The sequence below is a fragment of the Allofournierella sp. CML151 genome, from assembly GCF_027853465.1.
GTDB lineage: Bacteria > Bacillota > Clostridia > Oscillospirales > Ruminococcaceae > Allofournierella.
The window spans coordinates 1-23,454 of sequence record NZ_JAPNNW010000014.1 but is presented as its reverse complement, the minus strand read 5'-3'; the positions used below and the strand labels follow the sequence as shown (position 1 = coordinate 23,454).

General features: G+C 63.1%; 21 protein-coding genes. 12 read left to right on the top strand and 9 right to left on the bottom strand.

The features are described 5' to 3' along the window. Positions 1 to 3: 3 nt before the first annotated feature. Complete coding sequence (locus tag PH256_RS10665; protein ID WP_270914160.1) at positions 4 to 1,386, top strand: FAD-dependent oxidoreductase; 1,383 nt, start codon at positions 4 to 6, stop codon at positions 1,384 to 1,386. A 64-nt stretch (positions 1,387 to 1,450) separates the two neighbouring features. Further along, the gene (locus PH256_RS10660) at positions 1,451 to 1,735 is read left to right on the top strand and encodes a hypothetical protein (RefSeq protein WP_270914159.1); all 285 of its coding nucleotides are present in this window, start codon (positions 1,451 to 1,453) and stop codon (positions 1,733 to 1,735) included. A 98-nt stretch (positions 1,736 to 1,833) separates the two neighbouring features. On the opposite strand, the gene PH256_RS10655 is transcribed toward PH256_RS10660, so the two are convergent. Together PH256_RS10655 and PH256_RS10650 are read right to left on the bottom strand one after the other, a co-directional pair. Continuing rightward, a complete protein-coding gene (locus PH256_RS10655) occupies positions 1,834 to 3,714 on the bottom strand; it encodes an ABC transporter ATP-binding protein (RefSeq protein WP_270914158.1) in 1,881 nt (626 codons plus the stop codon). A 26-nt stretch (positions 3,715 to 3,740) separates the two neighbouring features. Next, positions 3,741 to 5,489 (bottom strand): ABC transporter ATP-binding protein, encoded by a 1,749-nt coding sequence (locus PH256_RS10650; protein WP_270914206.1) that lies wholly within the window; start codon positions 5,487 to 5,489, stop codon positions 3,741 to 3,743. Between the two features lie 163 nt (positions 5,490 to 5,652). On the opposite strand from PH256_RS10650, the gene PH256_RS10645 reads away from it, so the two are divergent. After that, positions 5,653 to 6,540, top strand: a complete 888-nt coding sequence (locus PH256_RS10645; protein WP_270914157.1) for a LysR family transcriptional regulator — start codon at positions 5,653 to 5,655, stop codon at positions 6,538 to 6,540. Between the two features lie 50 nt (positions 6,541 to 6,590). On the opposite strand, the gene PH256_RS10640 is transcribed toward PH256_RS10645, so the two are convergent. The 3 genes from PH256_RS10640 to PH256_RS10630 are packed head-to-tail and all read right to left on the bottom strand — an operon-like array spanning position 6,591 to position 9,220. Further along, entirely contained in the window at positions 6,591 to 7,985 is a 1,395-nt protein-coding gene (locus tag PH256_RS10640) for an ATP-binding protein (RefSeq protein WP_270914156.1), read from the bottom strand. A 21-nt stretch (positions 7,986 to 8,006) separates the two neighbouring features. Then, positions 8,007 to 8,453 carry a threonine/serine exporter family protein gene (locus tag PH256_RS10635; RefSeq protein WP_087183115.1) on the bottom strand — a complete coding sequence of 149 codons (447 nt, stop codon included), beginning with the start codon at positions 8,451 to 8,453 and terminating at the stop codon, positions 8,007 to 8,009. 2 nt (positions 8,454 to 8,455) lie between these two features. Next, complete coding sequence (locus tag PH256_RS10630) at positions 8,456 to 9,220, bottom strand: threonine/serine exporter family protein (protein WP_087183116.1); 765 nt, start codon at positions 9,218 to 9,220, stop codon at positions 8,456 to 8,458. A gap of 163 nt (positions 9,221 to 9,383) precedes the next feature. Between PH256_RS10630 and yqeC the strand changes: the two genes are divergently transcribed. Beyond that, the gene (gene yqeC, locus PH256_RS10625; protein ID WP_270914154.1) at positions 9,384 to 10,118 is read left to right on the top strand and encodes a selenium cofactor biosynthesis protein YqeC; all 735 of its coding nucleotides are present in this window, start codon (positions 9,384 to 9,386) and stop codon (positions 10,116 to 10,118) included. Next, complete coding sequence (yqeB, locus tag PH256_RS10620) at positions 10,112 to 10,906, top strand: selenium-dependent molybdenum cofactor biosynthesis protein YqeB (protein ID WP_087183117.1); 795 nt, start codon at positions 10,112 to 10,114, stop codon at positions 10,904 to 10,906. Before yqeC ends, yqeB begins: the two co-directional genes overlap by 7 nt. A gap of 239 nt (positions 10,907 to 11,145) precedes the next feature. Here the strand turns inward: yqeB and PH256_RS10615 are convergent, their stop codons facing one another. Further along, positions 11,146 to 11,859, bottom strand: a complete 714-nt coding sequence (locus tag PH256_RS10615; RefSeq protein WP_270914151.1) for a LytR/AlgR family response regulator transcription factor — start codon at positions 11,857 to 11,859, stop codon at positions 11,146 to 11,148. A gap of 22 nt (positions 11,860 to 11,881) precedes the next feature. Further along, positions 11,882 to 12,472, bottom strand: coding sequence for a nucleotidyltransferase family protein (locus PH256_RS10610; protein WP_270914150.1), 591 nt, complete (start codon positions 12,470 to 12,472; stop codon positions 11,882 to 11,884). A 190-nt stretch (positions 12,473 to 12,662) separates the two neighbouring features. On the opposite strand from PH256_RS10610, the gene PH256_RS10605 reads away from it, so the two are divergent. Next, positions 12,663 to 12,992 (top strand): hypothetical protein, encoded by a 330-nt coding sequence (locus PH256_RS10605; RefSeq protein ID WP_087183120.1) that lies wholly within the window; start codon positions 12,663 to 12,665, stop codon positions 12,990 to 12,992. Positions 12,993 to 13,036: 44 nt separating this feature from the next. On the opposite strand, the gene PH256_RS10600 is transcribed toward PH256_RS10605, so the two are convergent. Continuing rightward, on the bottom strand, positions 13,037 to 14,386 hold the full coding sequence (locus tag PH256_RS10600) for an MATE family efflux transporter (protein ID WP_087183121.1): 1,350 nt from the start codon (positions 14,384 to 14,386) through the stop codon (positions 13,037 to 13,039). Between the two features lie 225 nt (positions 14,387 to 14,611). Here PH256_RS10600 and PH256_RS10595 point away from each other — a divergent pair, with 225 nt between their 5' ends. The 6 genes from PH256_RS10595 (at position 14,612) to PH256_RS10570 (ending at position 20,635) form a co-directional block, all read left to right on the top strand. Further along, positions 14,612 to 16,129: a hypothetical protein gene (locus tag PH256_RS10595; RefSeq protein WP_270914148.1), complete on the top strand. Its 1,518-nt coding sequence runs from the start codon at positions 14,612 to 14,614 to the stop codon at positions 16,127 to 16,129. 16 nt (positions 16,130 to 16,145) lie between these two features. Beyond that, entirely contained in the window at positions 16,146 to 16,991 is an 846-nt protein-coding gene (locus PH256_RS10590; protein WP_270914147.1) for a hypothetical protein, read from the top strand. A 128-nt stretch (positions 16,992 to 17,119) separates the two neighbouring features. Then, positions 17,120 to 17,509 carry a BlaI/MecI/CopY family transcriptional regulator gene (locus tag PH256_RS10585; RefSeq protein ID WP_270914146.1) on the top strand — a complete coding sequence of 130 codons (390 nt, stop codon included), beginning with the start codon at positions 17,120 to 17,122 and terminating at the stop codon, positions 17,507 to 17,509. Position 17,510: 1 nt separating this feature from the next. Continuing rightward, positions 17,511 to 19,532: a M56 family metallopeptidase gene (locus PH256_RS10580; RefSeq protein ID WP_270914145.1), complete on the top strand. Its 2,022-nt coding sequence runs from the start codon at positions 17,511 to 17,513 to the stop codon at positions 19,530 to 19,532. 166 nt (positions 19,533 to 19,698) lie between these two features. After that, the gene (locus PH256_RS10575; RefSeq protein ID WP_087183126.1) at positions 19,699 to 19,980 is read left to right on the top strand and encodes an autorepressor SdpR family transcription factor; all 282 of its coding nucleotides are present in this window, start codon (positions 19,699 to 19,701) and stop codon (positions 19,978 to 19,980) included. Continuing rightward, positions 19,970 to 20,635, top strand: coding sequence for an SdpI family protein (locus PH256_RS10570; RefSeq protein ID WP_270914144.1), 666 nt, complete (start codon positions 19,970 to 19,972; stop codon positions 20,633 to 20,635). Before PH256_RS10575 ends, PH256_RS10570 begins: the two co-directional genes overlap by 11 nt. Positions 20,636 to 20,705: 70 nt before the next feature. Here the strand turns inward: PH256_RS10570 and clpB are convergent, their stop codons facing one another. Next, entirely contained in the window at positions 20,706 to 23,306 is a 2,601-nt protein-coding gene (gene clpB / locus PH256_RS10565) for an ATP-dependent chaperone ClpB (protein WP_270914143.1), read from the bottom strand. Between the last annotated feature and the right edge of the window lie 148 nt (positions 23,307 to 23,454).

Below are 23,454 nucleotides of genomic sequence, written 5' to 3'. Positions count from 1 at the left end.
ACGATGGATAGCATTTTACACCGGGGCATCCCGCTGGAGGTCTATGGCCGGTATGACGTGGCCGTGATCGGCGGCGGTACCGCGGGTGCTGCGGCGGCCATCCGGGCGGCCCAGCTGGGCTGCTCCACCCTGGTGGTGGAAAAGGCCACCGCTCTGGGCGGCACGGCAGTGAACGCGCTGGTTATGCCCATGATGAACTCCAACGTGGAGCACATGGAGCTTCTGGCCCAGATCGACGAGCGGCTGCAGGCCATGGGCGTGCAGACCCATCACCGCTACAACAAGGGCATCTGGTTCGGCGGCGAGGATATGAGCTACTGCCTGGAGCAGATGCTGCTGGAAAACGGCGGCGAGATTCTGTATGACGCCTGCCTCACCGACGTGTGCCTGGAGGATGGGCGCATCCGCTACGCGGTGGTGTTCGCCGAGGGGCGGGCCATGGCCATTGTGGCCGACCATTTTGTGGATGCCAGCGGCGACGCGGTGCTGGCCCGGCTGAGCGGCGTGCCCTGCGCCAGCGGCGACGAGGAGGGCAACAACCAGTGCGTGACCATGCGCTTTGAGATGGGCGGCATCGACGTGGAGAAATACCGCGCCTACTGCACCTCCATCCACGACACCTTCTGCCCCATGCAGCCCGGTGAGTTCTTTGAATCCGCCATGGTGGGCGGCAAGGGCTTTGCTCTGGAGCCTCTGTTCCAGAAGGGTGTGGAGGAGGGCGTTTTGCAGCCCATGGACCTGCGCTACTACCAGTGCTTCACCGTGCCCGGCAAGCCCGGCTGCATGAGCTTCAACTGCCCCCACATCGTGGGCGTGACCAAAAACACCTCGGCCCGGGCCCGCTCCCAGGCCTTCCAGCAGGGGCGGCAGATGATCCGCCGGCTGGTGCGCTTTTTGCAGAAGTACATGCCCGGCTTCGAGCAGGCCTTCCTGCTGCGGGAGGCCTCCATGCTGGGCATCCGGGAGTCCTACCGCATCCAGGGCAAGTACCTGCTGGACGAGCAGGACTACATGAACCGGGCCCGCTTTGCGGACGGCGTGGTGAAGGGCGACTGGTACATGGACGTACATGCCGCCGCAGGCAAGGCCGCCGACTGGAAGGAATACACCCCCGGCGAATACTACGAAATTCCCTACCGCAGCCTGGTCACCAACCAGGCCGAGAACCTGATTGTGGCGGGGCGCTGCATCTCCACCAGCTTTTTGATGCAGGCCAGCATCCGCATCCAGCCCACCCTCACCGACATGGGTCAGATTGCGGGCGAGGCCTGCGCCCTGGCCAAGCAGACCGGCACCCCGCTGGCAAAGCTGGACGGCGCGCGGCTGCGGCGCAGGCCCGGGCTACCCCACGCCGGAGGCCCAGTGCCAGGGCGAGGGGCAGTTTGAATACGGCCTGATCTACGGCCGTTCCAACCATTCGCCGGTCCACCCGCTGGCGCTGCGCGCGCCGGTGTTTGCCCGCCAGAGCACGGCGGAAAGCACCGGCCGTCTGCTGCTGAGCCTTGCGGGCCCGGTGCAGTTCTCCGGCCTGGAATACGAGGACGGAGGGTATCTGCTGCGGTTGTACAATCCCTTGATGCAGCCGCAGCAGGTACCGCTGCACACCGGCTTTGAAGCCTGTGTGCGCCCGGAGGATCTGGCTGCAAACCCCGCCGGAGAGGAACAGCAGGGCACCCGAACCCTGCTGACCGTGGGCGGGCGGCAGCTGGCGAGCTATCGCATCCGGCCAATCTGACCAATCATCCCATCTCTCTCCTTCCCTCATAACGGGAAACGCCCGCGGGCGCCGGAAATTCCGGTGCCCGCGGGCGTTTTCGTTTGGAAATTGGCCGGTCACGCCCCGATGGCGTTGCCGGTGTACAGCTGGTAGTAGCGGCCCTTCTGGGCAATCAGCTGGTCGTGGGTGCCCCGCTCGATGATGCGGCCCTGTTCCAGTACCATGATGCAGTCGGCGTTTTTTACGGTGGAGAGCCGGTGAGCAATCACGAAGGTGGTGCGGCCGGTCATCAGGGCGTCCATGCCCTGCTGCACCAGTGCCTCGGTGCGGGTGTCGATGCTGCTGGTGGCTTCGTCCAGAATCAGCACCGGCGGGTCCGCCACTGCGGCCCGGGCAATGGCCAGCAGCTGCCGCTGCCCCTGGGAAAGGTTTGCGCCGTCGCCGGTGAGCAGGGTGTTGTAGCCCTCGGGCAGATGACGGATGAACCGGTCAGCACCCGCCAGCTTGGCGGCGGCAACGCACTCCTCGTCGGAGGCATCCAGCCGGCCGTAGCGGATGTTCTCCATCACGGTGCCGGTGAACAGGTGGGTGTCCTGCAGCACCATGCCCAGGCTGCGGCGCAGGTCGGATTTTTTGATCTTGTTGATGTTGATGCCGTCGTAGCGGATCTTGCCGTCGGCAATGTCGTAAAAGCGGTTGATCAGGTTGGTGATGGTGGTCTTGCCCGCGCCGGTGGAGCCCACGAAGGCGATCTTCTGGCCCGGGGTGGCGAACAGGTCGATCTCATGCAGCACCAGCTTGCGCTCGTCGTAGCCGAAGTCCACATGGTTGAACACCACGTCGCCCTGCAGCCGGGTGTAGGTGAGGGTGCCGTCGTGGTGAGGGTGCTTCCAGGCCCACAGGCCGGTGCGCTCGGCGCATTCGGTGAGGGTGCCGTCCGCGTTCTCTTTGGCATTCACCAGGGTTACATAACCCTTGTCCTCCTCGGGCTGCTGGTCCATCAGGTCGAATACACGCTGGGCGCCCGCCATGGCCATGACCACGCTGTTCAGCTGCTGGCTGATCTGGGTCACGGGCTGGGTGAAGTTCTTGTTCAGGGTCAAAAAGGAGACCAGTGCGCCCAGGGTCAGACCGCCCCAGCCGTTCAAGGCCAGGGCCGCGCCTGCCACCGCGCACAGCACATAGCTGATGTTGCCCAGGTTTGCGTTCACGGGCATCAGGATGTTGGCGAACTTGTTGGCGTTGTCCGCGCTCTGGCGCAGCTGCTCGTTCAGCTGGCGGAAGCCCTCCAGGCTCTTCTCCTCATGGCAGAAGACCTTGACCACCTTCTGGCCGTCCATCATCTCTTCAATGTAGCCGTTCACCTTGCCCAGGTCTGCCTGCTGGTGAGCGAAGTAGGCGGCAGAGCGGCCGCCCAGCTTGGAGGCGGCCATGAGCATGATCGCCACCATCACCAGGGTGATCAGGGTCAGGGGGATGTTCAGCGCCACCATGCTGATGAAGGTGGCGGCGATGGTTACGCCCGAGTTGATCATCTGGGGCAGGCTCTGGCTCATGAGCTGGCGCAGGGTGTCCACATCGTTGGTGTAAACGGACATGATGTCGCCGTGGGCGTTGGTGTCAAAGTAGCGGATGGGCAGGGACTCCATGCGGGTGAACAGCTCCACACGCAGCCGCCGCATGGTGCCCTGGCTGATGTTTACCATGATGCGGTTGTAGCCGTAGGCACACAGGATGCCCACCGCGTAGACGCAGGCCAGCGAGACCAGCGCACGGGCCAGGGGGCCGAAGTCGCCGCCGCCGCTTTGAGCCAGGGGCAGAATGTAGTCGTCGATCAGGGACTGCAGAAACAGAGTGCCCCGCAAAGTGGCCAGGGCAGACCCCAGAATGCAGATGAGAACCACCGCGAACTGGAAGCGGTAGGAATGGATCATGTAGCGCAGCACCCGGGCCAGGGTGGGGCCGGGGCTGGGCCGCTTTTCAAATTTCGGATTCATAAACACACCTTCTCTCGTTCAGGCCATCAGCCGTTGGGCTGGTCAAAGTCGCCGCCGCCCTGGGTCTGGGCTTCGTAGATTTCCCGGTAAATGGGGCTGGATTCCATCAGCTGATCGTGGGTGCCCACATCGCTGATGCGCCCGTCGTCCAGCACCACGATCCGGTCGGCGTTCTGCACCGAGGAGAAACGCTGGGCAATGATCAGCTTGGTGGTGCCGGGAATGGCCTGGGCAAAGGCTTCGCGGATGCGGGCGTCGGTGGCAGTGTCCACCGCGCTGGTGGAGTCGTCCAGAATCAGCACCTTGGGCTTTTTCAAAAGGGCCCGGGCGATGCACAGCCGCTGCTTCTGGCCGCCGGACACGTTGGAGCCGCCCTGTTCAATGTGGGTGTTGTAGCCGTCCGGCAGGCGCTGGATGAACTCATCCGCCTGGGCCTGGATGCAGGCCTGGCGGCACTCCTCTTCGGTGGCGTCCTCCTTGCCCCAGCGCAGGTTATCCAGAATGCTGCCGCTGAACAGCACGTTCTTCTGCAGCACCACAGCCACCTGGTCCCGCAGGGCTTCGGTGTCGTACTCCCGCACATCCCGGCCGCCCACCTTGACGCAGCCTTCGGTGGCGTCGTACAGGCGGCTGATCAGGTTCACCAGGCTGGATTTGCCGCAGCCGGTGCCGCCGATGATGCCGATGGTCTCGCCGCTCTTGATGTGCAGGTCGATGTCGTGCAGGGTATCCTCGCCGGTGGAGCCGTGCTTGTAGCAGAAATTCACATGGTCAAAGTCGATGCTGCCGTCGGCGATCTCGTGCACCGCGTTGGCGGGGCTGGTGATGTCCGGGGTTTCGGTGAGCACTTCGGCGATACGGTGGGCGCTGGCGGCGCTCATGGTCACCATAACGAAAACCATCGAGAGCATCATCAGCGACATCAAAACGCCCATCACATAACTGAACAGGGAGGTGAGCTCGCCGGTGGTCAGGCTGCCCGCCACAACAAAGTGGGCGCCGAACCAGGACAGGGCGATGATGCAGCCGTAAACCACCAGCATCATCACCGGGTTGTTCAGAGCCAGCAGGCCTTCGGCCTTTACGAACAGGTTGTACAGGTTCTGCGCGGCCTTGGTGAATTTTTCGGTCTCGTGCTCCTCACGCACATAGGCCTTCACCACCCGGATGGCGCTCACGTTCTCCTGCACGCTGGCGTTCAGATCGTCGTACCGGCGGAACACCTGGTCGAAGACGGGAATGGTGCGGCGCATGATGAGGATGAGCGCGCCGCCCAGCACCACAATGGCCGCCAGGAAGACAAGACTCAGCCGCAGGTTGATGAAGAAGCACATGGCCATGCAGCAGATGAGCATCAGGGGCGCGCGCACCGCGATGCGCAGAATCATCTGGTAGGCGTTCTGCAGGTTGGTCACGTCGGTGGTCATGCGGGTCACAAGGCCCGAGGTGGAGAATTTGTCGATGTTGGAAAAGGAAAAGGTCTGGATGTTTTCATACATGCCGTCCCGCAGGTTGCAGGCAAAGCCGGACGAGGCCCGGGCAGCAAAGCGCCCGGCCAGTACGCCGCAGGCCAGGCTGATAAAGGCCAGCACCAGCATGATGATGCCGTAGTGATAGACTTCGTGCAGCGACCCCGCCTCAATGCCCTTGTCGATGATGGCGGCGGTGATGAAGGGAATCAGAACCTCCATCAGCACTTCCAGGGCAGTGAACAGGGGAGCAAGCAGGGAGTCCGCCCGGTAGCGGCCGATCTGCCGCATCAGGGTTTTTATCATAGTCATTCCTCCTTGTGGAACTTATCATTGCATTGCAGCTGTTTTTGGGCGCAGAGCAGCGTCTGCACACGTTCTATTATAGAACCGATCCGGTTGCAAGTGAATTCAGAAAATGTTATTATTAATAAACAAAATTTATTAATCGAAATGGGAGGAATGCGCGGTGAATACCTTTCAGCTGGCCTGTTTTCTGGCAGTGAGCGAGACGCTGAACTTTGCCCGGGCCGCCCAGCGGATGAACATTACCCAGCCTGCGGTGACCCATCAGATCCGCTCGCTGGAGGAGGAATTGAACACAAAGCTCTTCCGCCGTACCACCCGCAGTGTGGAGCTCACCGAGGCGGGGCGGCTGTTTCTGCACGACGCCAATGGCATGATGACCATTGCCATGCGGGCAAAAAAGCGGTTTGAGGACCCGGCGACGGGGGAAATCTGTGAGCTTTCGGTGGGCTGCCACGGCTACACCCATCTGTTCAGCCTGCACGAGCCGCTGCGGCAGCTGGCCCAGAGCTATCCCAACCTGCACCCCCGGCTGCAGGTGGTGCCCTACGACTTTTTGTACCGTATTCTGGAGGAGGAGCATGTGGATGTGATTCTGAGCTTTCAGGAGAACGCGGCGAAAAAGGTGCCCGGCATTTATGTGGAGCTGGAAAAAACGCCTATGGTCTGCGTGACCACTCGCCCGCAGGCACTGGAGGGAGGAGGACCGCTGAGTCTGGAGCAGCTGCGGGGGCAGCGGCTTGTGCTGGGCGATCCCCGCAAGGCTCCCCGCAGCCTTGCGCAGACGCAGGCGCAGCTGCTGGGCGAGCGCGCGCCGGGCGAGCTGTTCTTCGGCGAGTCGCCGGAGGCGGTGATCACCCTGGTGAAGGCCGGGTTTGGCCTGGCGCTGATGCCCCGCCTGCTGGCACCTCCGGACCCGGAGCTGGTGCTGCGGCCGCTGGCCGGGGTGGAGCCGCTCTCCTTCGGCATGTATTATAAGACCCTGAAGGGCAACCCGGTGCTGCGCCGGTTTGTGGAGCTGATGCGTCTCCAATACGCGGAAATGCAATAAAAAGGCCCCGGCCGTATCCTTTGGATACGGCCGGGGCTTCCTTATTTGGTTCAGCTTTTTAACTGCCAGGCGTTTTTTCCGGCAGGTTCCACCGCGCCGATGGTGGCCAGCCGGGCCAGCATCCGGCACACCTGACTGGAAGTCATGTGCAGCGCACCGGCCAGCTGGGCAGGGCTGGCGCTCACATGGTCGGTGAGGTATTCCAGCAGAGCCTGGCTGCCGCTGGCAGCGGGCCGGGGCGGCAGCGCGGGCCGGGGCGCAAAGGTCAGGCGCAGGCAGGTGGCGCCGGGGCACAGCTCTTCCCGGATGGAAGGCTCCTCCCAGCCCTGCAGCCGCCATACCGCCTGGATCTGGGGCAGGCCGCTGCCCGCCCGCCGGCCCACCCCCACCAGCCGGAACAGCTCGCTTAAGCCGGGGTTGCGGGCGTCGCTTACGCCGCCGGCCAGGGCGCTGGCCGGCTCCATGGGAAAGCAGCCCGGATTGGTGATGTAAAGCCGGTGGCCCCGCTTTTCAATGGTCAGGCCCCGGCGGTCCTGGTAGTCCGCGTGGATCAGGGCGTTGGCCAGCGCCTCACGCACTGCCAGCTGCACCGGATGATCCGGCTCAGCGGGCAGGCGGGGGTCGGCGCAGATGCGGTGAGCCGCCGCGAAATAAAAATCGAACAGCGCGCCGTTCCAGTCCGTTCCGTCCGAGCGCAGGCGGCAGGCAAGGCCGGGCTGCAGCTGCTCCCGGTAGGAAAGGCTGAAATGGGGCCACACCGAACGGATGGCCCATGCCTCACCCAGCAGCAGAAGTCCGGCGGCGGTGGGGCAGAGGGTTCCTTCCCTGGAGCGAGCCAGTACCCCCAGCCGCAGCAGCAGGCCCGCGTCGCTCAGCTCGCCCCACACATGGCCGGGGCGGCAGCGCAGCAGGCGGGCCCGGTAGCGGGTCACCGCGTCGGGGCAGAGGGCACGCTGGTCCAGCCCCTCCAACGGAGTCAGATCCCGGGGCAGGTCCGCCTGATCCCGCATCATGGCCCGAACCTCCTCGGCAGAGCAATGATAGTCCCCCTCACCGCCCCGGCGGTAGGCGCCGGAGAAGGGGTCGGTGCCCAGATACACCGGCCGGTGTTGGCGGCCTGCACGGGGTACGTGGATAATTACAATCCGGTTGCCGCCGCTCTCGTCCACCCATACGTCGGTGGGGCGCAGAATGTTGGCACTTACCCGGGTCGGGTCGTTGACAATCTGCCAGAACTGGCGCACCAGCTCCTCCGGGTCCGGCAGAGGTACCGAGGCCAGGGTTTTGTTTTCGGTCTCGATGACCCCCAGCAGGATCAGCCCGCCGAAGGAGTTGGCAAAGGCGGAATAGGTCTCCCAGATGCTGCGGGGCAGCCCGCCCTGAGCGCGCTTGGCCTCCAGGCGGTTGTTCTCCCGGTATTTTTCCAGGTGGGCAAGGTCGATCATAGACGGTACCTCAACAAAGGGTCACTTGGTCCAGTGGGCGGCCAGGCGGCGGAACCAGCTGCCCGGCAGCTCCAGCCCCAGCAGGATGGCCAGCACCATGGCAATGGCGGTTTTCAGGGTGGTAAAGCCGATCTGACCGGCCTCGGCAGTGGCGTTGTTCACCATGGCGTAGGCGGTCTGGTAGATGCCGAGACCGGGCACCAGCGGGAAGATGCCGGAGATCAGAAAGATGGTGGCCGGGCAGCGCATCTGCACCGCCGAAAACCGGGAGATGCACAGCACCGCGAAGGTGGCCAGAAAGATGGCGGGCAGAACCCCCCAGAAGGGCTTGAACAGCAGGTAAACCAGCCAGCCCGCCGAGCCGGTGATGCCGCAGCGCAGATAATACCGGTTGGGCACATGAAAGATCAGGGCGAAGGCTGCGGTGCCGATGCCCGCCGCCAGTACCTCGCAAAGAAAACGCTGCATGCTCACACCCCCCATGCGGTATAGGCGGCCATTACCGCGCCCACGCCCAGGGCCAGGCAGGCCACCACCAGCACTGCGTCCAGCAGGCGCACGCTGCCGGAGATATAGTCCTCGTCGGCAATGTCCCGGATGCCGTTGGTGAAGGCCACGCCGGGCAGAAGCGGTACCACCGCACCGGCGGTGACCATCTCCAGATTGCTGCCCAGCCCCAGATGGGTCAGGATCAGCGCGCACAGGGTGACCAGCGCCCCGCCGCTGATGTTCATGGCGATCTTGGAAAGACGGCCACGCACCAGATACAAAAAGTAAAGATATAATACCAGCCCGCACAGAAAAGCGGCGGCCGCGTCCCGGCCGGTGCCGCCGAACAGATAGCCGAAGGAACCGCTGCCGATTCCCGAGGCCAGCACCTGCTGCCAGCGTGGCTTGGAGGGCATGGTCCGGATGGCCTCCAGCCGCTCATGGGCCTCGGCGGGGGTGTGCAGCCCCAGCTCGATCTCCCGGGAGAGCTGGTTCACCGCGTCGATCCGGTCCAGCCGCCCGCCGCCCAGAGGAATGTGCCGTACCCGTGCCCGGTAGCTGCGGGAACCGCCCCCGGTGGACAGCAGCACGCCGTTGCTTAAAATAAAGGTGTCCAGGCCGGGGTTGCCGTAGGCCCGGGCGATGCGCTCCATGGTATCGCTGACCCGGGAGATCTCGGCCCCGGAGGCCAGCAGGATCTCGCCCGCGAGCGATACAGTCTCAAAAATAAGGTCGCGGTCCTCCATGGCGGGTCCTCCTTTTGCGGCCGGAATTTTGCCCTTTTATTATACGGCGGTTTGGGGCCGGTTACAAGCAAAACCCGGCGGCAGGCCCCTTGCACAGGCGGCGGGTTTTCGTTATACTGAAAGTTACACAACGAATGCCGGAAAACGGGGAAAGGAGCGGGCGATGAACGAGACGTTGAGCAGTCTTCTGGGGGTGCGCCCCGGGGTGACCGCGCTGGTGGGGGCGGGTGGCAAGACCACTGCTATGCTGACCCTGGCCGAAGAGCTGGCCAAAGCGGGCAAGCGGGTGATTGTGACCACTACCACCCATATGTTCCCACCGGACGAGCAGCGCTACGGCCCGGTGTTTTCGCCGGAGGATACGGCAGGCATTGCAGCGGCGCTGGAGCGGACCGGGCTGGCGGTGGCCGCCGGGCCGATGGATGAGCGGGGCAAGCTGACCGGGGTGAGCGACAAGCAGATGGAGGACTTTTTGACTCTGGCGGACTATGTGCTGGCCGAGGCGGACGGTTCCCGCCGTCTGCCCTGCAAGACCCCCGGGAAAAAGGAGCCTGCCCTGCCCGCCCAAACCGGGTTGGTGGTGGCGGTGCTGGGGCTTTCCAGCCTGGGCAGACCTTTGGAGGAGGTGTGCTTCCGGGCTGAGCTGGCCGCCCGGCGGCTGGAAACGGACCCGGACCGGCCGGTGACGCCCGAGCTGCTGGCCCGATTGGCTGCCGAGCCCTGGGGCCTGGCCAAAGGCAGCGAAGGGCGGCGGTTTGTGATCCTGCTGAACCAGAGCGATCTCTGTGAACAAGCGGACCTGAGCCGGGTGGTGCGGGCTGTAAAAGAAACAAGCAGCGCCCGCGTGGTGAGCGCCGCTTTGCAGAAAAAGGAATGGAAAGAGGAATCGATATGCTGATTGTGATTCGAGGCGCCGGAGACATTGCCACCGGCATCGGCTGGCGGCTGTGGCAGTGCGGGTTTGACGTGGTCATGACCGACCTGCCCCAGCCTACCTGCATCCGCCGCACGGTGGCCTTCTCCACCGCGCTGGAGGAAGGGCAGTACACCGTGGAGGGCGTAACCGCCCTGGCCTGCCCGGATGTGGATGCTGCCCGGGCGGCACTGGCAAAGCGCTGCGTGGCGGTGATCCCGGACCCGGAGGGCGCGTGCATTGCCGCTCTGCAGCCCGCCGCGGTGGTGGACGCGGTGCTGGCCAAGAAGAACCTGGGCACCACCCTTGCGGACGCACCGCTGGTGATCGGGGTGGGGCCAGGCTTTTGCGCCGGGCAGGACTGCCACTATGTGGTGGAGACCAAGCGCGGCCACCGTCTGGGCCGGGTGATCGAACAGGGCCCCGCCGCCCCCAACTCCGGCCTGCCCGGCAATATTATGGGCTACACCGGCGAGCGGATCATTCGCAGCACCGTCAGCGGCCGGTTTGAGCCGCTGTGCGCCATCGGCGATCTGGTGGAAGCCGGGCAGACGGTGGCCCGGGTGAACGGCGAGGAGCTGAAGGTGCAGATTCCCGGCATGATCCGGGGCATGCTGCACGAGGGTATCCAGGTCACGCCGGGCTTCAAGTGCGGCGACGTGGACCCCCGTGGCCGGGAGGCCGACTACACCACCATCTCGGACAAGGCCCGGGCGGTGGCGGGCGGCGTGCTGGAGGCGGTGCTGCGCCGCTACGGCAGCCGGATGCAGTAAGCCGGGAATAAAAAAGGAGGGAAAAACACAGGCCGCCGCGTACCCGAAGCGGGTATGCGGCGGCCTGTGTTCCCTTGACCGACTCCGAAGAGATCGTGCAATTCCCCGCAGTTCCGCCCAAATCGGAACTGCGTACCATTATTATAACGCATTTTACGGAATAAAGAACAAAAAATGCACAGAATCAAGGCGATGCGACACAAAACACGGGTTTTCGCCCACGGAAAAGCGGGAGTGCCTCAGCCCTTCTGCCAGTGCAGGAACTCCTGGCGCAGTCGGGAGAAGTGCTTGACGCTCACCGGGATGCGCTGCCCGTCTTTCAGGATGACCATGTAGTTGGAAAACCGGTCCACATACCGCAGGTTCACCACGAAGCTGCGCTGCACCCGCAGAAAGCCCCGGCCCTCCAGCCGGTCGGCGATTTCCTGAATCGATACCCGAAAGGTCCGGGTGCTCCAGAGCGCCGATGCGGAAAAGTGAGCGGTGACCGTGTGGCCGGATGCCTCAAAATAGCGGATCTGCTCCAGCGGCAGAAACACGTCCTCCCGGTCCGCCCGCAGGCAAAGGGTGTTGGCAGCGGAGAACAGCGTCTCCCACAGGCTGTCCATACAGGCGGAGAAGCTTTCCGGCAGGCGGGTGGTAAGCAGGTAGGCAAAGGCTCGCACCTGGTAGCCGTCCGGCGCGCAGTCCAAAGAATCCGAGGTCAGGATTACCGGGGTTTCCGGGCTCAGTGCCCGCAGGCGGCTGGCGATCTCCAGATTGGGGCATCCCGCGGCAGTCACCTGCAGGAATACGGCAGTACAGGCATAGCTGCGGCAGAATTCCAGCAGCAGCTCCGGGCGGCTGAACTGCTCCACCCGGCAGTGAAGGTCGCGCTGCTCCAGATAGTCCTGAAGCAGGCCGGAAAGACGCCGGGCATCGGCAGGCTGCGTGTCGAAGATGGCAAACAGCATGAAGGGGACACTCCTTTGGGGATCATGGTAACGGGGGAGACTGCAGAGCCCGGGCAATGCGCTCCAGGGCCTGGGGGGTATCGGCGTCCCACAGCTCGCAGGGCGACTGGGCTTCGGTGAGCCGGATCTGCCGGGGAAAGCGCTTCAGAACGGCGCTGCCGCCGGTTTTGGGGGGCAGACTGGCCAGCGCGGAAAAATGAGCCGCGCCGAACAGCACCGGGCTTGCACCTACCCCCTGCCAGGCAAGGCGGTGGATGCAGTCCGGCTGGCGTTCAAAGGCCTGCGCCAGCGCGGCCAGGCTGGCCGGGCGGCACAGGGGCTGGTCGCCCTGGCAGACCAGGCAGCCGTCCATGCCTTCCATATAACGGATGCCCAGGCGGATCACATCGCTGCGGTCCTCCCGGTCGTGCAGCAGGCAGGCAACCCCCCGCGCTGCGCACAGCTGCGCCACCTGGGGCCAGCGGGTGACCACCAGCGTTTTGGCAAACACACCGGACGGCAAACAGTCCAGCGTATGCGCCAGCAGCGGCCGGCCGCACAGGTCCGCCAGAAGCTTGTTGGAGCCAAAGCGCTTGCCCTGGCCACTGGCCAGAATCAGGCAGCCGATTCTCATGGCGCCGAGCCTCCCTTTAATAGAAAATAAACGGTGACGGATGTCATTGTTTTGTTTTTTATTGTAATATAATCAGGTCAGGGATGCAAGTACAGGCAACAAAACCGGTTGAATTGGTGGCATTTTTTGCAAAAAGGGCCTATAATGATGAAAATACCCGTGCGCTGGGCCATTCAAAGGAGAAGTGAACATGATCCATTTCAATTATCCCAACTATCCCATGCAATGGTACAAGAATAAAAACCCGGTGTCCGGCAATGCGGGCCAGTTCAACTATAAGGTCTTGCGGGACGGCGACGAGCTGGCCGCCTGGTGCTGGATGGGCGTTTGGTGCATGGAAAAAACAAAGGACGTGAAGGAGCGGCGGTTTGCCTTCGGTGAGGAAGGGGTGGCGCAGGCCATCGCCTGGCTGAAGGAGGAGTTTGAAAGCCACAGCCGGGAGGAGATCGAGAGTAAGCTGGGCTTTTTCACCACCGAGCCCTACACCCCGCCCAAAGAGGAGAGCGGCGAAGAACAATAAAACAGGGAGCGCCCCGGCGAGGGACGCTCCCTGTTTTGATGCAGTCACACGGTTTTGATGCGCCGCCAGCCGCCCCGCTTCCAGCGGATGACAAAAATCACCGCCCGCAGGTTTTCGTCCAGGGCGAAGGCCATCCACACGCCCACCAGACCCAGACCGAAGTGGATGCCCAGCAGCCAGGCCACGCCCACGCCCACGATCCACTGGCTGGCGATGCCCACCAGCACCGGGAAGCGCACGTCGCCCACCGCCTGCAGGTTGCGCACCATCACGATGTTGAAGCAGCGGCCCAGCTCCAGAAAGACCTCCACAATCATGACCTTCTGGCCCAGGGCGATCACCTGAGGGTCACTGCTGAACAGGCTCAGCAGCGGCTGGGAGAACACCGCCAGCACCGCCGCGATGATCAGGGTGATGGGGGTGAAGGTTTTCAGCGCGTTCCAGTTCTGCCGGTCCGCCTGGTCGAAGTCCTTCGCGCCCACGCAGTAGCCCACCACGATGGCCACCGCCTGGCTCACCGCACTGATGAGCATATAGCACACCTGAGCGAACATGGCACAGTACATGCGGGTGGTCACCGCGAAGGTGCCCATCAGGTTCACAAACACCAGACTGGTGGACTGGGACAGATTGTAGGAAAGACCCTCGCCGCCGGCGGGCAGGCCGATGCCCAGGAACCGCTTGAGCAGGCCGGTGGGGAAGGGTCGCAGCGCCTTCAGGCTCACCCGGGCGTTCTGCACCGTGTGGAAGAAGGCGAAGATCATCATCAGCATACCGGCGGTGCGGCAGATGCTGGTGGAGATGGCCGCGCCCGCCGCGCCCAGCCGGGGCATGGGGCCGAGGCCGTAGATGAAGGCGGTGTTGCCCACGATGTTGATCAGGTTGATCACGCCGGTGCTGAGCATGATGACCAGCATCTTGGCGTGGGCCCGCAGAAAGGCGCTGAAGGTGAGCATCAGCGCCTGGCAGGGCAGGCTGAGAGCGGTGATGAGCAGGTAGCTCTTTGCCTCCGGCCGGGCCTCCATGGGCACCTGCATGATGCTGAACAGCCCGTCCGCACCCAGCAGCAGGCCGCCGGTGATCACCAGGCTCACCACCAGATTCAAACAGACGGCCAGGGTGTAGATCTGTTCCACCTTGTCGTATTCCCGTGCGCCCAGATACTGGCTGAGCATGATGGTGGCCGCCAGACTGATCACGTTGAAGGTGAGGATCAGGGTGGTCATGATCTGGTTGGCATTGCCCACCGCGGCAACGGCGGTGGCGTTGTAGCGGCTGAGCATGATCTGGTCGATGTTGCCCACCAGCATCTGCAAAAGCAGCTCGATGAACACCGGCCAGGTCATGGCCAGCAGCGAGAACTCGTGCCCCGCAACGGTGATTTTCTTGTTCAAAACGATTCCCCCTCTGCGGCGGCCCGGGGCCGCCTTGTAAAACCAGAAACATTATAGCGCAAACAAATTTCCTTTTACAGTTGGAAAATTGACGATTCTCACAGAAAGCGTGCGCATAATTTATGCACAATTTTGCCAGCAGCCGGTTTGGTTTACTTTTGCGGGGGTTTGTGTTACCCTGATAAAGGATTTTTCGTGATTTTGAGCCACAAAGGAGGGTGCTTTTTGAACAGGACCATTCCCCGCACCGCCCGGCTGGCCGCTGCCGCACTGGCGGTGCTGGCACTGGCCGCGGTGTTCGTGCTGCGGTTTTCCTATTCCACCAGCTTTTTGTACCCGGAATATTGCGGGTTTGATTCCGCCATCTTCCAGACCATCGGCAAGTACTGGGCCCAGGGGATCACTCCCTATGCAGCTTTGTTCGACCACAAGGGTCCGCTGATCTTTTTTGTGGACGCGGTGGGCTATTGGCTCCACGGCCGGGCGGGGATTCTTGTGGTGCAGGCGGTCAGCCTGGCCGCCGCCATATGGGGGCTGTACCGGCTGGGGCGCACCGCCCTGCCCCGTCCCTGGGCGCTGGGGGCTGCGGCGCTGGCGCTGGTCTATCTGGCCCGCACCTTTGACGAGGGAAACATGACCGAGGAGTACAGCCTGCCCTTTCTGGCCATCAGCCTGTATCTGGCGGCGCGCTGGTGCCTTGCCCGCCGGGACGACCCGGCCGCGCCCCATCCCTGGCAGTGGGCGGCGGTGTACGGCGTGTCCTTTGGGGCCGTTTTAATGCTGCGGGTCACCAGTGCGGTGGCGGTGTGCAGCTATGTGCTGGTGATCGCCCTGGCGCTGATGGTGAGCCGCCAGTGGAAGAACCTCTTCGCCAACATGGGCGGTTTTGTGGGCGGCTTCGCCCTCATTACCGGCCCCTTCGCGGTGTATTTTGCCTGCAAGGGCTCGCTGGGGGATATGCTCTATGGCACCATCGGTTACAACATCTTTTACGCCACCGAATTTTCCATCGCGGAATATTACGCGGGCAGTCAGTGGGCAGCACGCACCCTGACCCGGGTGTTCACCGACTTCGGCGCGCCGCTGTTTTTGCTGGCGGTGCTCTGCATCGCCAGCCTGATCCGGAGGAAAAATGACCTGCTGGCCTGGGGCGGGCTGCTGAGTACGGCGCTGAGCATGTATGTGTTGTTTACCAACCGCCCCTATGTACATTACTTTATGATCGTGACCCCGCTGATTCCGCTGGCCTTTGTGCTGGCAGCGGAGCTTTTGCGGGGCGGCAGGGGCCGAAGGCTGGCCTGGGCCGCGCCGGTGCTGTGCGGGCTGTGGGCAGTGAGTCTGCTGGTCCGCCTGCCCGGCTGGAGCGGGGACAGCTTTATGGCCCGTTACCCCTATGAGGTGCTGGATTACAACAACGCCGCCCGGTCTGCCGCAGCGGTGATTCCGGCCGAAGAGCGGGATTCGGTACTGGGCTACAATGTGGATGCCCAGTGGTATCTGGCCACGGACATCCGGCCCTGCCAGAGGTATTTCATTCATCAGGACTGGCAGGCCGCCGAGGACCCGGGCATGCGCAGTGAGATCAATGAATCGCTGCGGCAGGACCCGCCCCTCTGGCTGGTGGTGGCCGGACCGGTGGAAAACACGGTGCAGCAGCTGCTGGATGAGCAGTACACCGCCGTGAGCGGCGAACAGCAGTTTGACGAGTATGCAAACTATGTGCTGTACCGCCGGAACAGCTGAAAGGAGAGAAAACCGCATGAGCGCAAAACGAGGCGTTTTGGCCCTGGCGGCGGCGCTGCTGCTGTTGGCCTGCGGCTGCGCGGGAGAACAGGCTTCTGCGCAGAGCACAGCGCAGCTGCGCGCCCTGAAGCCGGTGGAGGGCACCGTGGTGGTCACCCAGCACGCCGGGCTGTATGACGGGTATGAATATTTCGGAGCCTTCACCGGTGACTGGGCCTTTGTGTACAGCCAGGGCCAGGCAGGCTACCGGGCGGCGGGCGGCGAGTACAAGCCCCTGTACACGGCCGGTGCGGATGTGATTTTGCAGCAGTATCAGGGCCCGGCGGATGAGACGGACCTCTGGCAGCGGATGGACTGGCTGGCCGGTCAGTATGCCTACCTTCCCGGGGCGGCCATGGCTCCCTATTGTGCGGACGGGCTGTGGGGCTTTTGCGATCTGAACGGGACCCCGGTGCTGGAAGCCCAGTTCGCCAGCCTGGCGGAGCTGTGGGCCTACCAGGAAACGGTGGCCCCGCCGCTGCCCACCGCCGAACCCCAGCAGCCGCCCGAAGGGGCCGAGACCTGGTGGGAGGACCCGGCAGACGAAGGCTTTTATGTGCTGGTGGGGGAGAAGATCCGCCGCTACAACGCCCAGGGCACCGAGCTGACCAGCCAGCCGCTGGCCCTGCTGATTCTGGCAACCGACGACAAGGGCAAAAGCACCCTGACCATCACCGATCAGGACGGCCGGCAGCTGCTGCAGCTGACCAGCACCCAGCCGGACCCGCTGCACACCGACGGCGAGCTTCGGTTCGACGGGGACTGGTTCTACTGGAAAACCGACGAGGGCAGCGTGCTGCCCTGCCGTATTACGGTGGAATAACCAAATAGAAAACGCGCTGCGAAGATTCGCAGCGCGTTTTGTTTTTGGAAAAGGCTTGACGGATTATATTCTACAGCTGTAGAATATAATCAAATACTACAAGTGTAGAAAAATGGGAGGTGAAGAGAATGGAGCAGAAAATCAAACGCCTGCCGGATGCGGAGCTGGAGGTCATGAAGGCGGTGTGGGCGGCTGAGGAACCGGTGACCCGTACCCAGCTGGAGCAGGTGCTGGGCGGCAAAAAGCAGTGGGCGCCCACCACCATTCTGGCCATGCTCACCCGGCTGGAGCAGAAGGGCTTTCTGGAGCGGGAAAAGCAGGGCAGAGCTTATCTGATCCGGCCGCTGGTGAGCCGGGAGGCGTACCTCCAGGTGGAAAGCCAGAGCGCGCTGGGGCGCATGTTCGGCGGCAGCGCAAAGAACCTGATCGCGGCGCTGCACCAGTGCCACGCGCTGAGCCGTCAGGAGGTGCAGGAGCTGGCGGATTATCTGGAGCAGCTGAAGCAGGAGGACGAGTGAGATGAACGACCTGTTTTTGTCGGTGGTTGCGGTGAGCGTCGGGGCAAGCGCGGCGGGCCTGGTGTGGGCCCTTGCGCAAAGGCGGCTGGAAAAGCGGGTCTGTGCCCGCTGGCGCTGCCGGGTCTGGACCCTGCTGCTGGCCGCATTGCTGGTGCTGCCGCTGGCCGGGCTTTTTCCGGCGGGCGAAGCGGCGGTCAGCCGCCCTGCTCTCGTTCTGGAGGTACCCGAGGCGGCAGCACGGCCCATGGGCAGCGGTGAGCGGACGCAGGAACAAGCCGGTCCCCAGACACTGCCTTCCGGCGGGACTTCTGTTCCGGCTGGGGAAGAGCCGATACAACCGAGCCGGACGCTGCCCAGCCCGCTGACTGTGGCGGCGGCGGTCTGGCTGCTGGGGGCGGCGGGAATGCTGGCGGTGCAGATGGCATCCTATCTCCGCTGGCGGCATGCGGTGAAACGCTGGGAGCAGCCCGCTCCCGGCTGGGTGGAACCGGTGGTTCGCGCCGCCGCCGTGGAGGCAGGGCTTTCTGACCTGCCCCGGGTGCGGCAGAGCCCGCTGGTGGCCAGCCCCATGATGGCGGGGCTTGTTTCGCCCACACTGCTTTTGCCGGTAACGCTGCCGCCCCGGGAGGAGCTGGCGCTGATCCTGGCCCATGAAATGGCCCACTGCCGCCGCCGGGACATCCAGCGCAAGTTGGTGATCCTGCTGGCACGGGCGGTGCACTGGTTCAATCCGCTGGTTCACTGGATGGCCGGGCAGGCCCAGCGGGAGATCGAGCTGGCCTGCGACGAGACAGTGGCGGCCAGCCGTCCGCCTCAGTGGCGGCAGGCCTACTGCCAGGCGCTGCTCCATGCCATTGATGCTGCCGGGCGGCCCGCGCCGGTGTTGTCCACCCGGTTTGCCCTGGAAAAGAAAGAAATCATGCGCCGCTTTGCCCGGGTGATGCGCCCGGTGAAGGGCAAAAAGGGCGCGGCCGTGTTCGGCCTGATGGCCCTGCTTGCACTGCTGTGCTGCTGCGGGCTGCGGGTGCAGCTGCCGGGCGGGGAGAGCACCTCGGAACCGGCCACCAGCGCGGCCTCTGAACCGGCTGCGAGCGTGCCCGCGGGGGAGAGCAACGAGCCGCCCGAGACAAAGGAATCCACGGCGGCGCGTATCGCAGAGACTGACCCGCTGACTGCCCAGGGCTACTTGAATGCCTTCGCCCTGGTGGACGCCCTCAAGCACGGCGACCAGCAGGCGGTGAACCGATGCTTTGCCCTGGACGGGGAGCCGGTGTATGATGCGGGCTTCTATGCCCTTTCGGACCTTTCCGGGCTGGAGCTGAACAGCGGCGCGGTGGGTTTGACCGAGCAGGACGGGGCTTATCGGGTGTTCGTGGACCTGGATGTGGAAAAGCGGGGCAATACCCCCCTGCTGGAGGGCCAGCATACCTACTGGCTCACCTTTCACGATGGATCGGACAGTTTTTACGATGAGGGCTGCATCTGGCAAATGCAGCCGGAGACGGACCTTGACCGGAACGGTGCGCCGGGGCTGGATGCGGCACAGCTGGAAGAGCTGCTGGATGAGGTGAAGCTGGTGCGGAACTGGCTGAGCCGGGAGGGCTTTTCCGATGTGGGCGAGATCAGCCCCTATCAGCAGTTGGCCTATCTGTTTGTGCGTATGGAAATGGAAGGTGAGATCGCACAGGGACAGGCGGTCACACTCGAACAGCTGGCGGACGCAGCGGAGCATTATCTGGGCATCCCGGACTATCAGCCCGCGCCGGAGGTGCTGAGCGAAATGTGCTATGAGGAGCAGGGAGGCTGGCAGATGAAGGCGATGGGCGGCCTTCAGGAAGGGCCGGAGGCCACCTGGCAGTTCACCCAGGTCTACCGGGAAGGGAAGGCTTATGTGGTGGTGCTGTGGCAATGCAGCGACGCCCAGGGCCTGGTGCCGGAATACGGCTATTTTTACCGGATGAACAATACCGAAAACGAAGACGGCAGCTGGCAGGTGGTCAGCTGCGATATGATGGCCAGTTGAGCATGAAAAAGCAGGGGCGCGGCAAATTTTACCGCGCCCCTTTTGCCGCTCTTGACAGTGCCCGGGATCGGTGTTATACTGAGCTTGAAAAGATATTTAGAAAATTATCTAAATATCGAAAATAAAGAGGGACAGCCCGAACCAGGGCGAAAGGAGGCTTGCGATCATGGGGGATGCGTTCAAGGCGCTGGCGGACCCGACCCGGCGGCATATTCTGGAGCTGCTCAGCGGCGGAGAGATGACCGCGGGCGACATTGCCGCTCAGTTTCAGATGGCAAAGCCCTCAATCAGCCACCATCTGAGCATTCTGAAGGCGGCGGGCCTGGTCACCGACGAGCGGCGAGGGCAGAACATTGTGTACTGCCTGAATCTGACGGTGTTCCAGGAGCTGATGAAATGGTTTTACGATATGGGTTTTGCCAAGGGAGGCGAAAGCAATGAAGAATAAAAAACTGCTGATCGCATTGGGGGCGGTGTGCCTGGTGAATTTCATCGCTCATCTGTGCTTTTATCCGGCTATGCCGGACACGGTGCCCATGCACTGGGGCTTCGACGGTCAGGTGGACGGCTGGGGCCCGAAATATATGATTCTGGTCACCGCGCTGATTCCAGCGGCGATTCTGCTTTTGATCGCGGTGGTGCCGAAGATCGACCCCCGCAGCGAGAACTTTCAAAAGTTCGGCGGCATCTACCGGGGCTTTCTGGCGGGTATCGTGCTGTTTCTGTGCGGCATCAGCTGGCTGAGCGAGCTCACCGTCTACAACGTGCTGCCGGACGGCAGCAGCCTGGTGGGCGTGCTGGTGAGCGGCGGCATCGGCATCCTGTTCATCCTGCTGGGCAACTACATGCCCCGCATCAAGCAGAACTACACCTTCGGCTGCCGCACCCCCTGGGCGCTGGCGGACGAGCACAACTGGAACCGCACCCAGCGCATGGGCGGCATCACCTTTGTGGTGATGGGTGTGGCGCTGCTGTTCCTGGGCCTGTTCGCAAAGGCTCTGGGCGAGGGGCTCACCCTGGGCGCGCTGCTGGCTGTGATTTTCGGCGGCGTGATCTGGATTTACGTCTACTCCTTCCTGGTGTTCAAAAAAATCATGCGTTGACTGCAAAAAATCCCCGTGGCAAACGCCACGGGGATTTTTTGTTCTGTTGCGATTCGGGGAAGGGGAGACATCAGCGCAGGATAAGCGCGCCGTTCTCCACGTCCACGGTGAGGGTGTCGCCGGTATTGTGCACACCGGCAATGATCTCCTTGGCGATCAGGGTCTCCACACGGCTCTGGATGAACCGCTTCAGCGGCCGTGCGCCGTAGATGGGGTCGTAGCCCTGGTCGATGATGAAGTCCTTCGCCGCGTCGGTGACCGCCAGCTTCAGCTGCTTGTCGGCCAGGCGCTTGCGCAGGTCGTCCAGCTGCAGCTCCACGATGCCGCCGATCTCGGCCTTGGTCAGAGGCTTGTAGAAGACGATCTCGTCCAGACGGTTCAAAAACTCCGGGCGGAACTGGCTCTTGAGCAGGCCGTCCACCGCCTTGCGGGCATCCTCGCTGATCTGGCCGTCCGGGCCGATGCCCTCCAGAATATACTGGCTGCCCAGGTTGCTGGTCAGGATGATGATGGTGTTCTTGAAGTCCACCACGCGGCCCTGGCTGTCGGTGATGTGGCCGTCGTCCAGCACCTGCAACAGGATGTTGAATACATCCGGGTGGGCCTTTTCCACCTCGTCGAACAGCACCACGCTGTAGGGATGGCGGCGCACCGCTTCGGTGAGCTGACCGCCCTCCTCATAACCCACATAGCCCGGAGGCGCGCCAATCAGACGGCTGACGCTGAATTTCTCCATGTACTCGGTCATGTCGATGCGGACCATGTTCTTCTCATCGTCGAACAGAGCCTGCGCCAGCGCCTTGGCCAGCTCGGTCTTGCCCACGCCGGTGGGGCCCAGGAAGAGGAAGCTGCCGATGGGGCGGTTCGGGTTGGCGATACCGGCCCGGCTGCGCAGGATGGCCTCGCTTACCTTGGTCACTGCTTCGGACTGGCCGATCACCCGCTTGTGCAGGATGTCCTCCAGGCCCAGCAGCTTCTCCCGCTCGCCTTCCACCAGCTTTTCCACCGGGATGCCGGTCCAGCGGGCCACGATGCGGGCGATCTCCTCGTCGGTCACCCGGTCACGCAGCAGGTTGTCCTGGGTCTGACCGGCGACCTCGGCCTTCTTTTCCTCCTCGGCCAGCTGCTTCTGCAGCTCGGGCAGCTTGCCGTATTTCAGCTCGGCGGCCTTGTTCAGATCGTACTCCCGCTCGGCCTTTTCGATGGCGGCGTTCGTCTGCTCGATTTGCTCGCGGATGCTCTGCACCTTGCCGATGCTGTTCTTCTCGTTGTCCCACTGGGCCTTCATGGCCTTGAACTGCTCGCGCATCTCGGCCAGCTCCTTTTGCAGGGCGGCCAGGCGCTGGGCGCTCAGGGTGTCGGTCTCCTTCTTCAGGGCGGCCTCTTCGATCTCGTGCTGCATGATCTTGCGGCGCAGATCGTCCAGCTCGGCGGGCATGGAATCCATCTCGGTGCGGATCATGGCGCAGGCCTCATCCACCAGGTCGATGGCCTTATCCGGCAGGAAACGGTCGGAGATATAACGGTTGGACAAAGTGGCCGCGGCGATCAGGGCACTGTCCTGAATCTTTACGCCGTGGAACACCTCGTAGCGCTCCTTCAAACCACGCAGGATGGAGATGGTGTCCTCCACGGTGGGCTCATCCACCATCACCGGCTGGAACCGGCGCTCCAGGGCCGGGTCCTTCTCGATGTACTGGCGGTACTCGTCCAGGGTGGTGGCGCCGATGCAGTGCAGCTCGCCCCGGGCCAGCAGAGGTTTTAACAGGTTGCCCGCATCCATGGCGCCGTCGGTTTTGCCCGCGCCCACGATGGTGTGCAGCTCGTCGATGAACAGGATGATCTGGCCTTCGCTCTTCTTGACCTCCTGCAGTACGCTCTTCAGACGCTCCTCAAATTCGCCCCGGTACTTGGCGCCGGCCACCAGAGCGCCCATGTCCAGGCTGAAGACCTTCCGGTCCTTCAGGTTCTCGGGCACGTCGCCCCGCACGATCCGCTGGGCAAGGCCCTCGGCGATGGCGGTTTTGCCCACGCCGGGCTCACCGATCAGGCAGGGGTTGTTTTTGCGCTTGCGGCTCAGAATGCGGATCACGTTCCGGATCTCGGTGTCACGGCCGATCACCGGGTCCAGCTTCTGCTGACGGGCCAGCTCCACCAGCTCCTGGCCGTACTTTTTCAGCACGTCGTAGGTGTCCTCGGGGTGGTCGCTGGTCACCCGCTGGTTGCCCCGCACGCCGGACAGCACGCTCAGGAACTTGTTCTTGTCGATGGAGAAGCTCTTCATCAGATCCCGCACGGCGCTGTTGGGGTTCTCGATGAGGGCGAGGAACACATGCTCCACGCTCACATACTCGTCCTTCATGGCGTTGGCGGTGCTCTCGGCCGCGTTCAGCACCTTGTCGGTGGCGGCGGAGATGTAAATCTTATCGGCTTCCCGGCCGGAACCGGTCACATGGGGAAGCATCGAAATCTTCTGGGCGGCGGCGGATACAAAGTTGCCGGGCTCCACGCCCATCTGCTGCAGCAGCTGCGGAATCAGGCCCTGATCCTGGTTAGCAATCGCAAAGAGCAAGTGCTCAGGTTCCAGGGTCTGGTTCTGGTATTCAATGGCGGTTTGCTGGGCGCTCTGCAGCGCTTCCAGCGTTTTTTGTGTAAATTTGTTGGTGTTCATTGGGCAAGCCCCCTTTTCATTACCGAACAAAGTAAGAATTCTTATTTGTTTTAGCACTCTCGTGCCTCGACTGCTAACATTGTAAAACTGCTGCTTTTTCTTGTCAAGAGGATTCACAAAAAATTAACATTTTTTGCGGGTGGGGGCA

What these genes read in the sequence shown, in the direction of transcription:
- PH256_RS10665 (WP_270914160.1), top strand. Translation starts at nt 4, where the DNA reads ATGGATAGCATTTTACACCGGGGCATCCCGCTGGAGGTCTATGGCCGG.
- PH256_RS10655 (WP_270914158.1), bottom strand. Translation starts at nt 3,714, where the DNA reads ATGAATCCGAAATTTGAAAAGCGGCCCAGCCCCGGCCCCACCCTGGCC.
- PH256_RS10650 (WP_270914206.1), bottom strand. Translation starts at nt 5,489, where the DNA reads ATGATAAAAACCCTGATGCGGCAGATCGGCCGCTACCGGGCGGACTCC.
- PH256_RS10640 (WP_270914156.1), bottom strand. Translation starts at nt 7,985, where the DNA reads ATGATCGACCTTGCCCACCTGGAAAAATACCGGGAGAACAACCGCCTG.
- PH256_RS10635 (WP_087183115.1), bottom strand. Translation starts at nt 8,453, where the DNA reads ATGCAGCGTTTTCTTTGCGAGGTACTGGCGGCGGGCATCGGCACCGCA.
- PH256_RS10630 (WP_087183116.1), bottom strand. Translation starts at nt 9,220, where the DNA reads ATGGAGGACCGCGACCTTATTTTTGAGACTGTATCGCTCGCGGGCGAG.
- yqeC (WP_270914154.1), top strand. Translation starts at nt 9,384, where the DNA reads ATGAACGAGACGTTGAGCAGTCTTCTGGGGGTGCGCCCCGGGGTGACC.
- yqeB (WP_087183117.1), top strand. Translation starts at nt 10,112, where the DNA reads ATGCTGATTGTGATTCGAGGCGCCGGAGACATTGCCACCGGCATCGGC.
- PH256_RS10615 (WP_270914151.1), bottom strand. Translation starts at nt 11,859, where the DNA reads ATGCTGTTTGCCATCTTCGACACGCAGCCTGCCGATGCCCGGCGTCTT.
- PH256_RS10610 (WP_270914150.1), bottom strand. Translation starts at nt 12,472, where the DNA reads ATGAGAATCGGCTGCCTGATTCTGGCCAGTGGCCAGGGCAAGCGCTTT.
- PH256_RS10605 (WP_087183120.1), top strand. Translation starts at nt 12,663, where the DNA reads ATGATCCATTTCAATTATCCCAACTATCCCATGCAATGGTACAAGAAT.
- PH256_RS10590 (WP_270914147.1), top strand. Translation starts at nt 16,146, where the DNA reads ATGAGCGCAAAACGAGGCGTTTTGGCCCTGGCGGCGGCGCTGCTGCTG.
- PH256_RS10585 (WP_270914146.1), top strand. Translation starts at nt 17,120, where the DNA reads ATGGAGCAGAAAATCAAACGCCTGCCGGATGCGGAGCTGGAGGTCATG.
- PH256_RS10580 (WP_270914145.1), top strand. Translation starts at nt 17,511, where the DNA reads ATGAACGACCTGTTTTTGTCGGTGGTTGCGGTGAGCGTCGGGGCAAGC.
- PH256_RS10575 (WP_087183126.1), top strand. Translation starts at nt 19,699, where the DNA reads ATGGGGGATGCGTTCAAGGCGCTGGCGGACCCGACCCGGCGGCATATT.
- PH256_RS10570 (WP_270914144.1), top strand. Translation starts at nt 19,970, where the DNA reads ATGAAGAATAAAAAACTGCTGATCGCATTGGGGGCGGTGTGCCTGGTG.
- clpB (WP_270914143.1), bottom strand. Translation starts at nt 23,306, where the DNA reads ATGAACACCAACAAATTTACACAAAAAACGCTGGAAGCGCTGCAGAGC.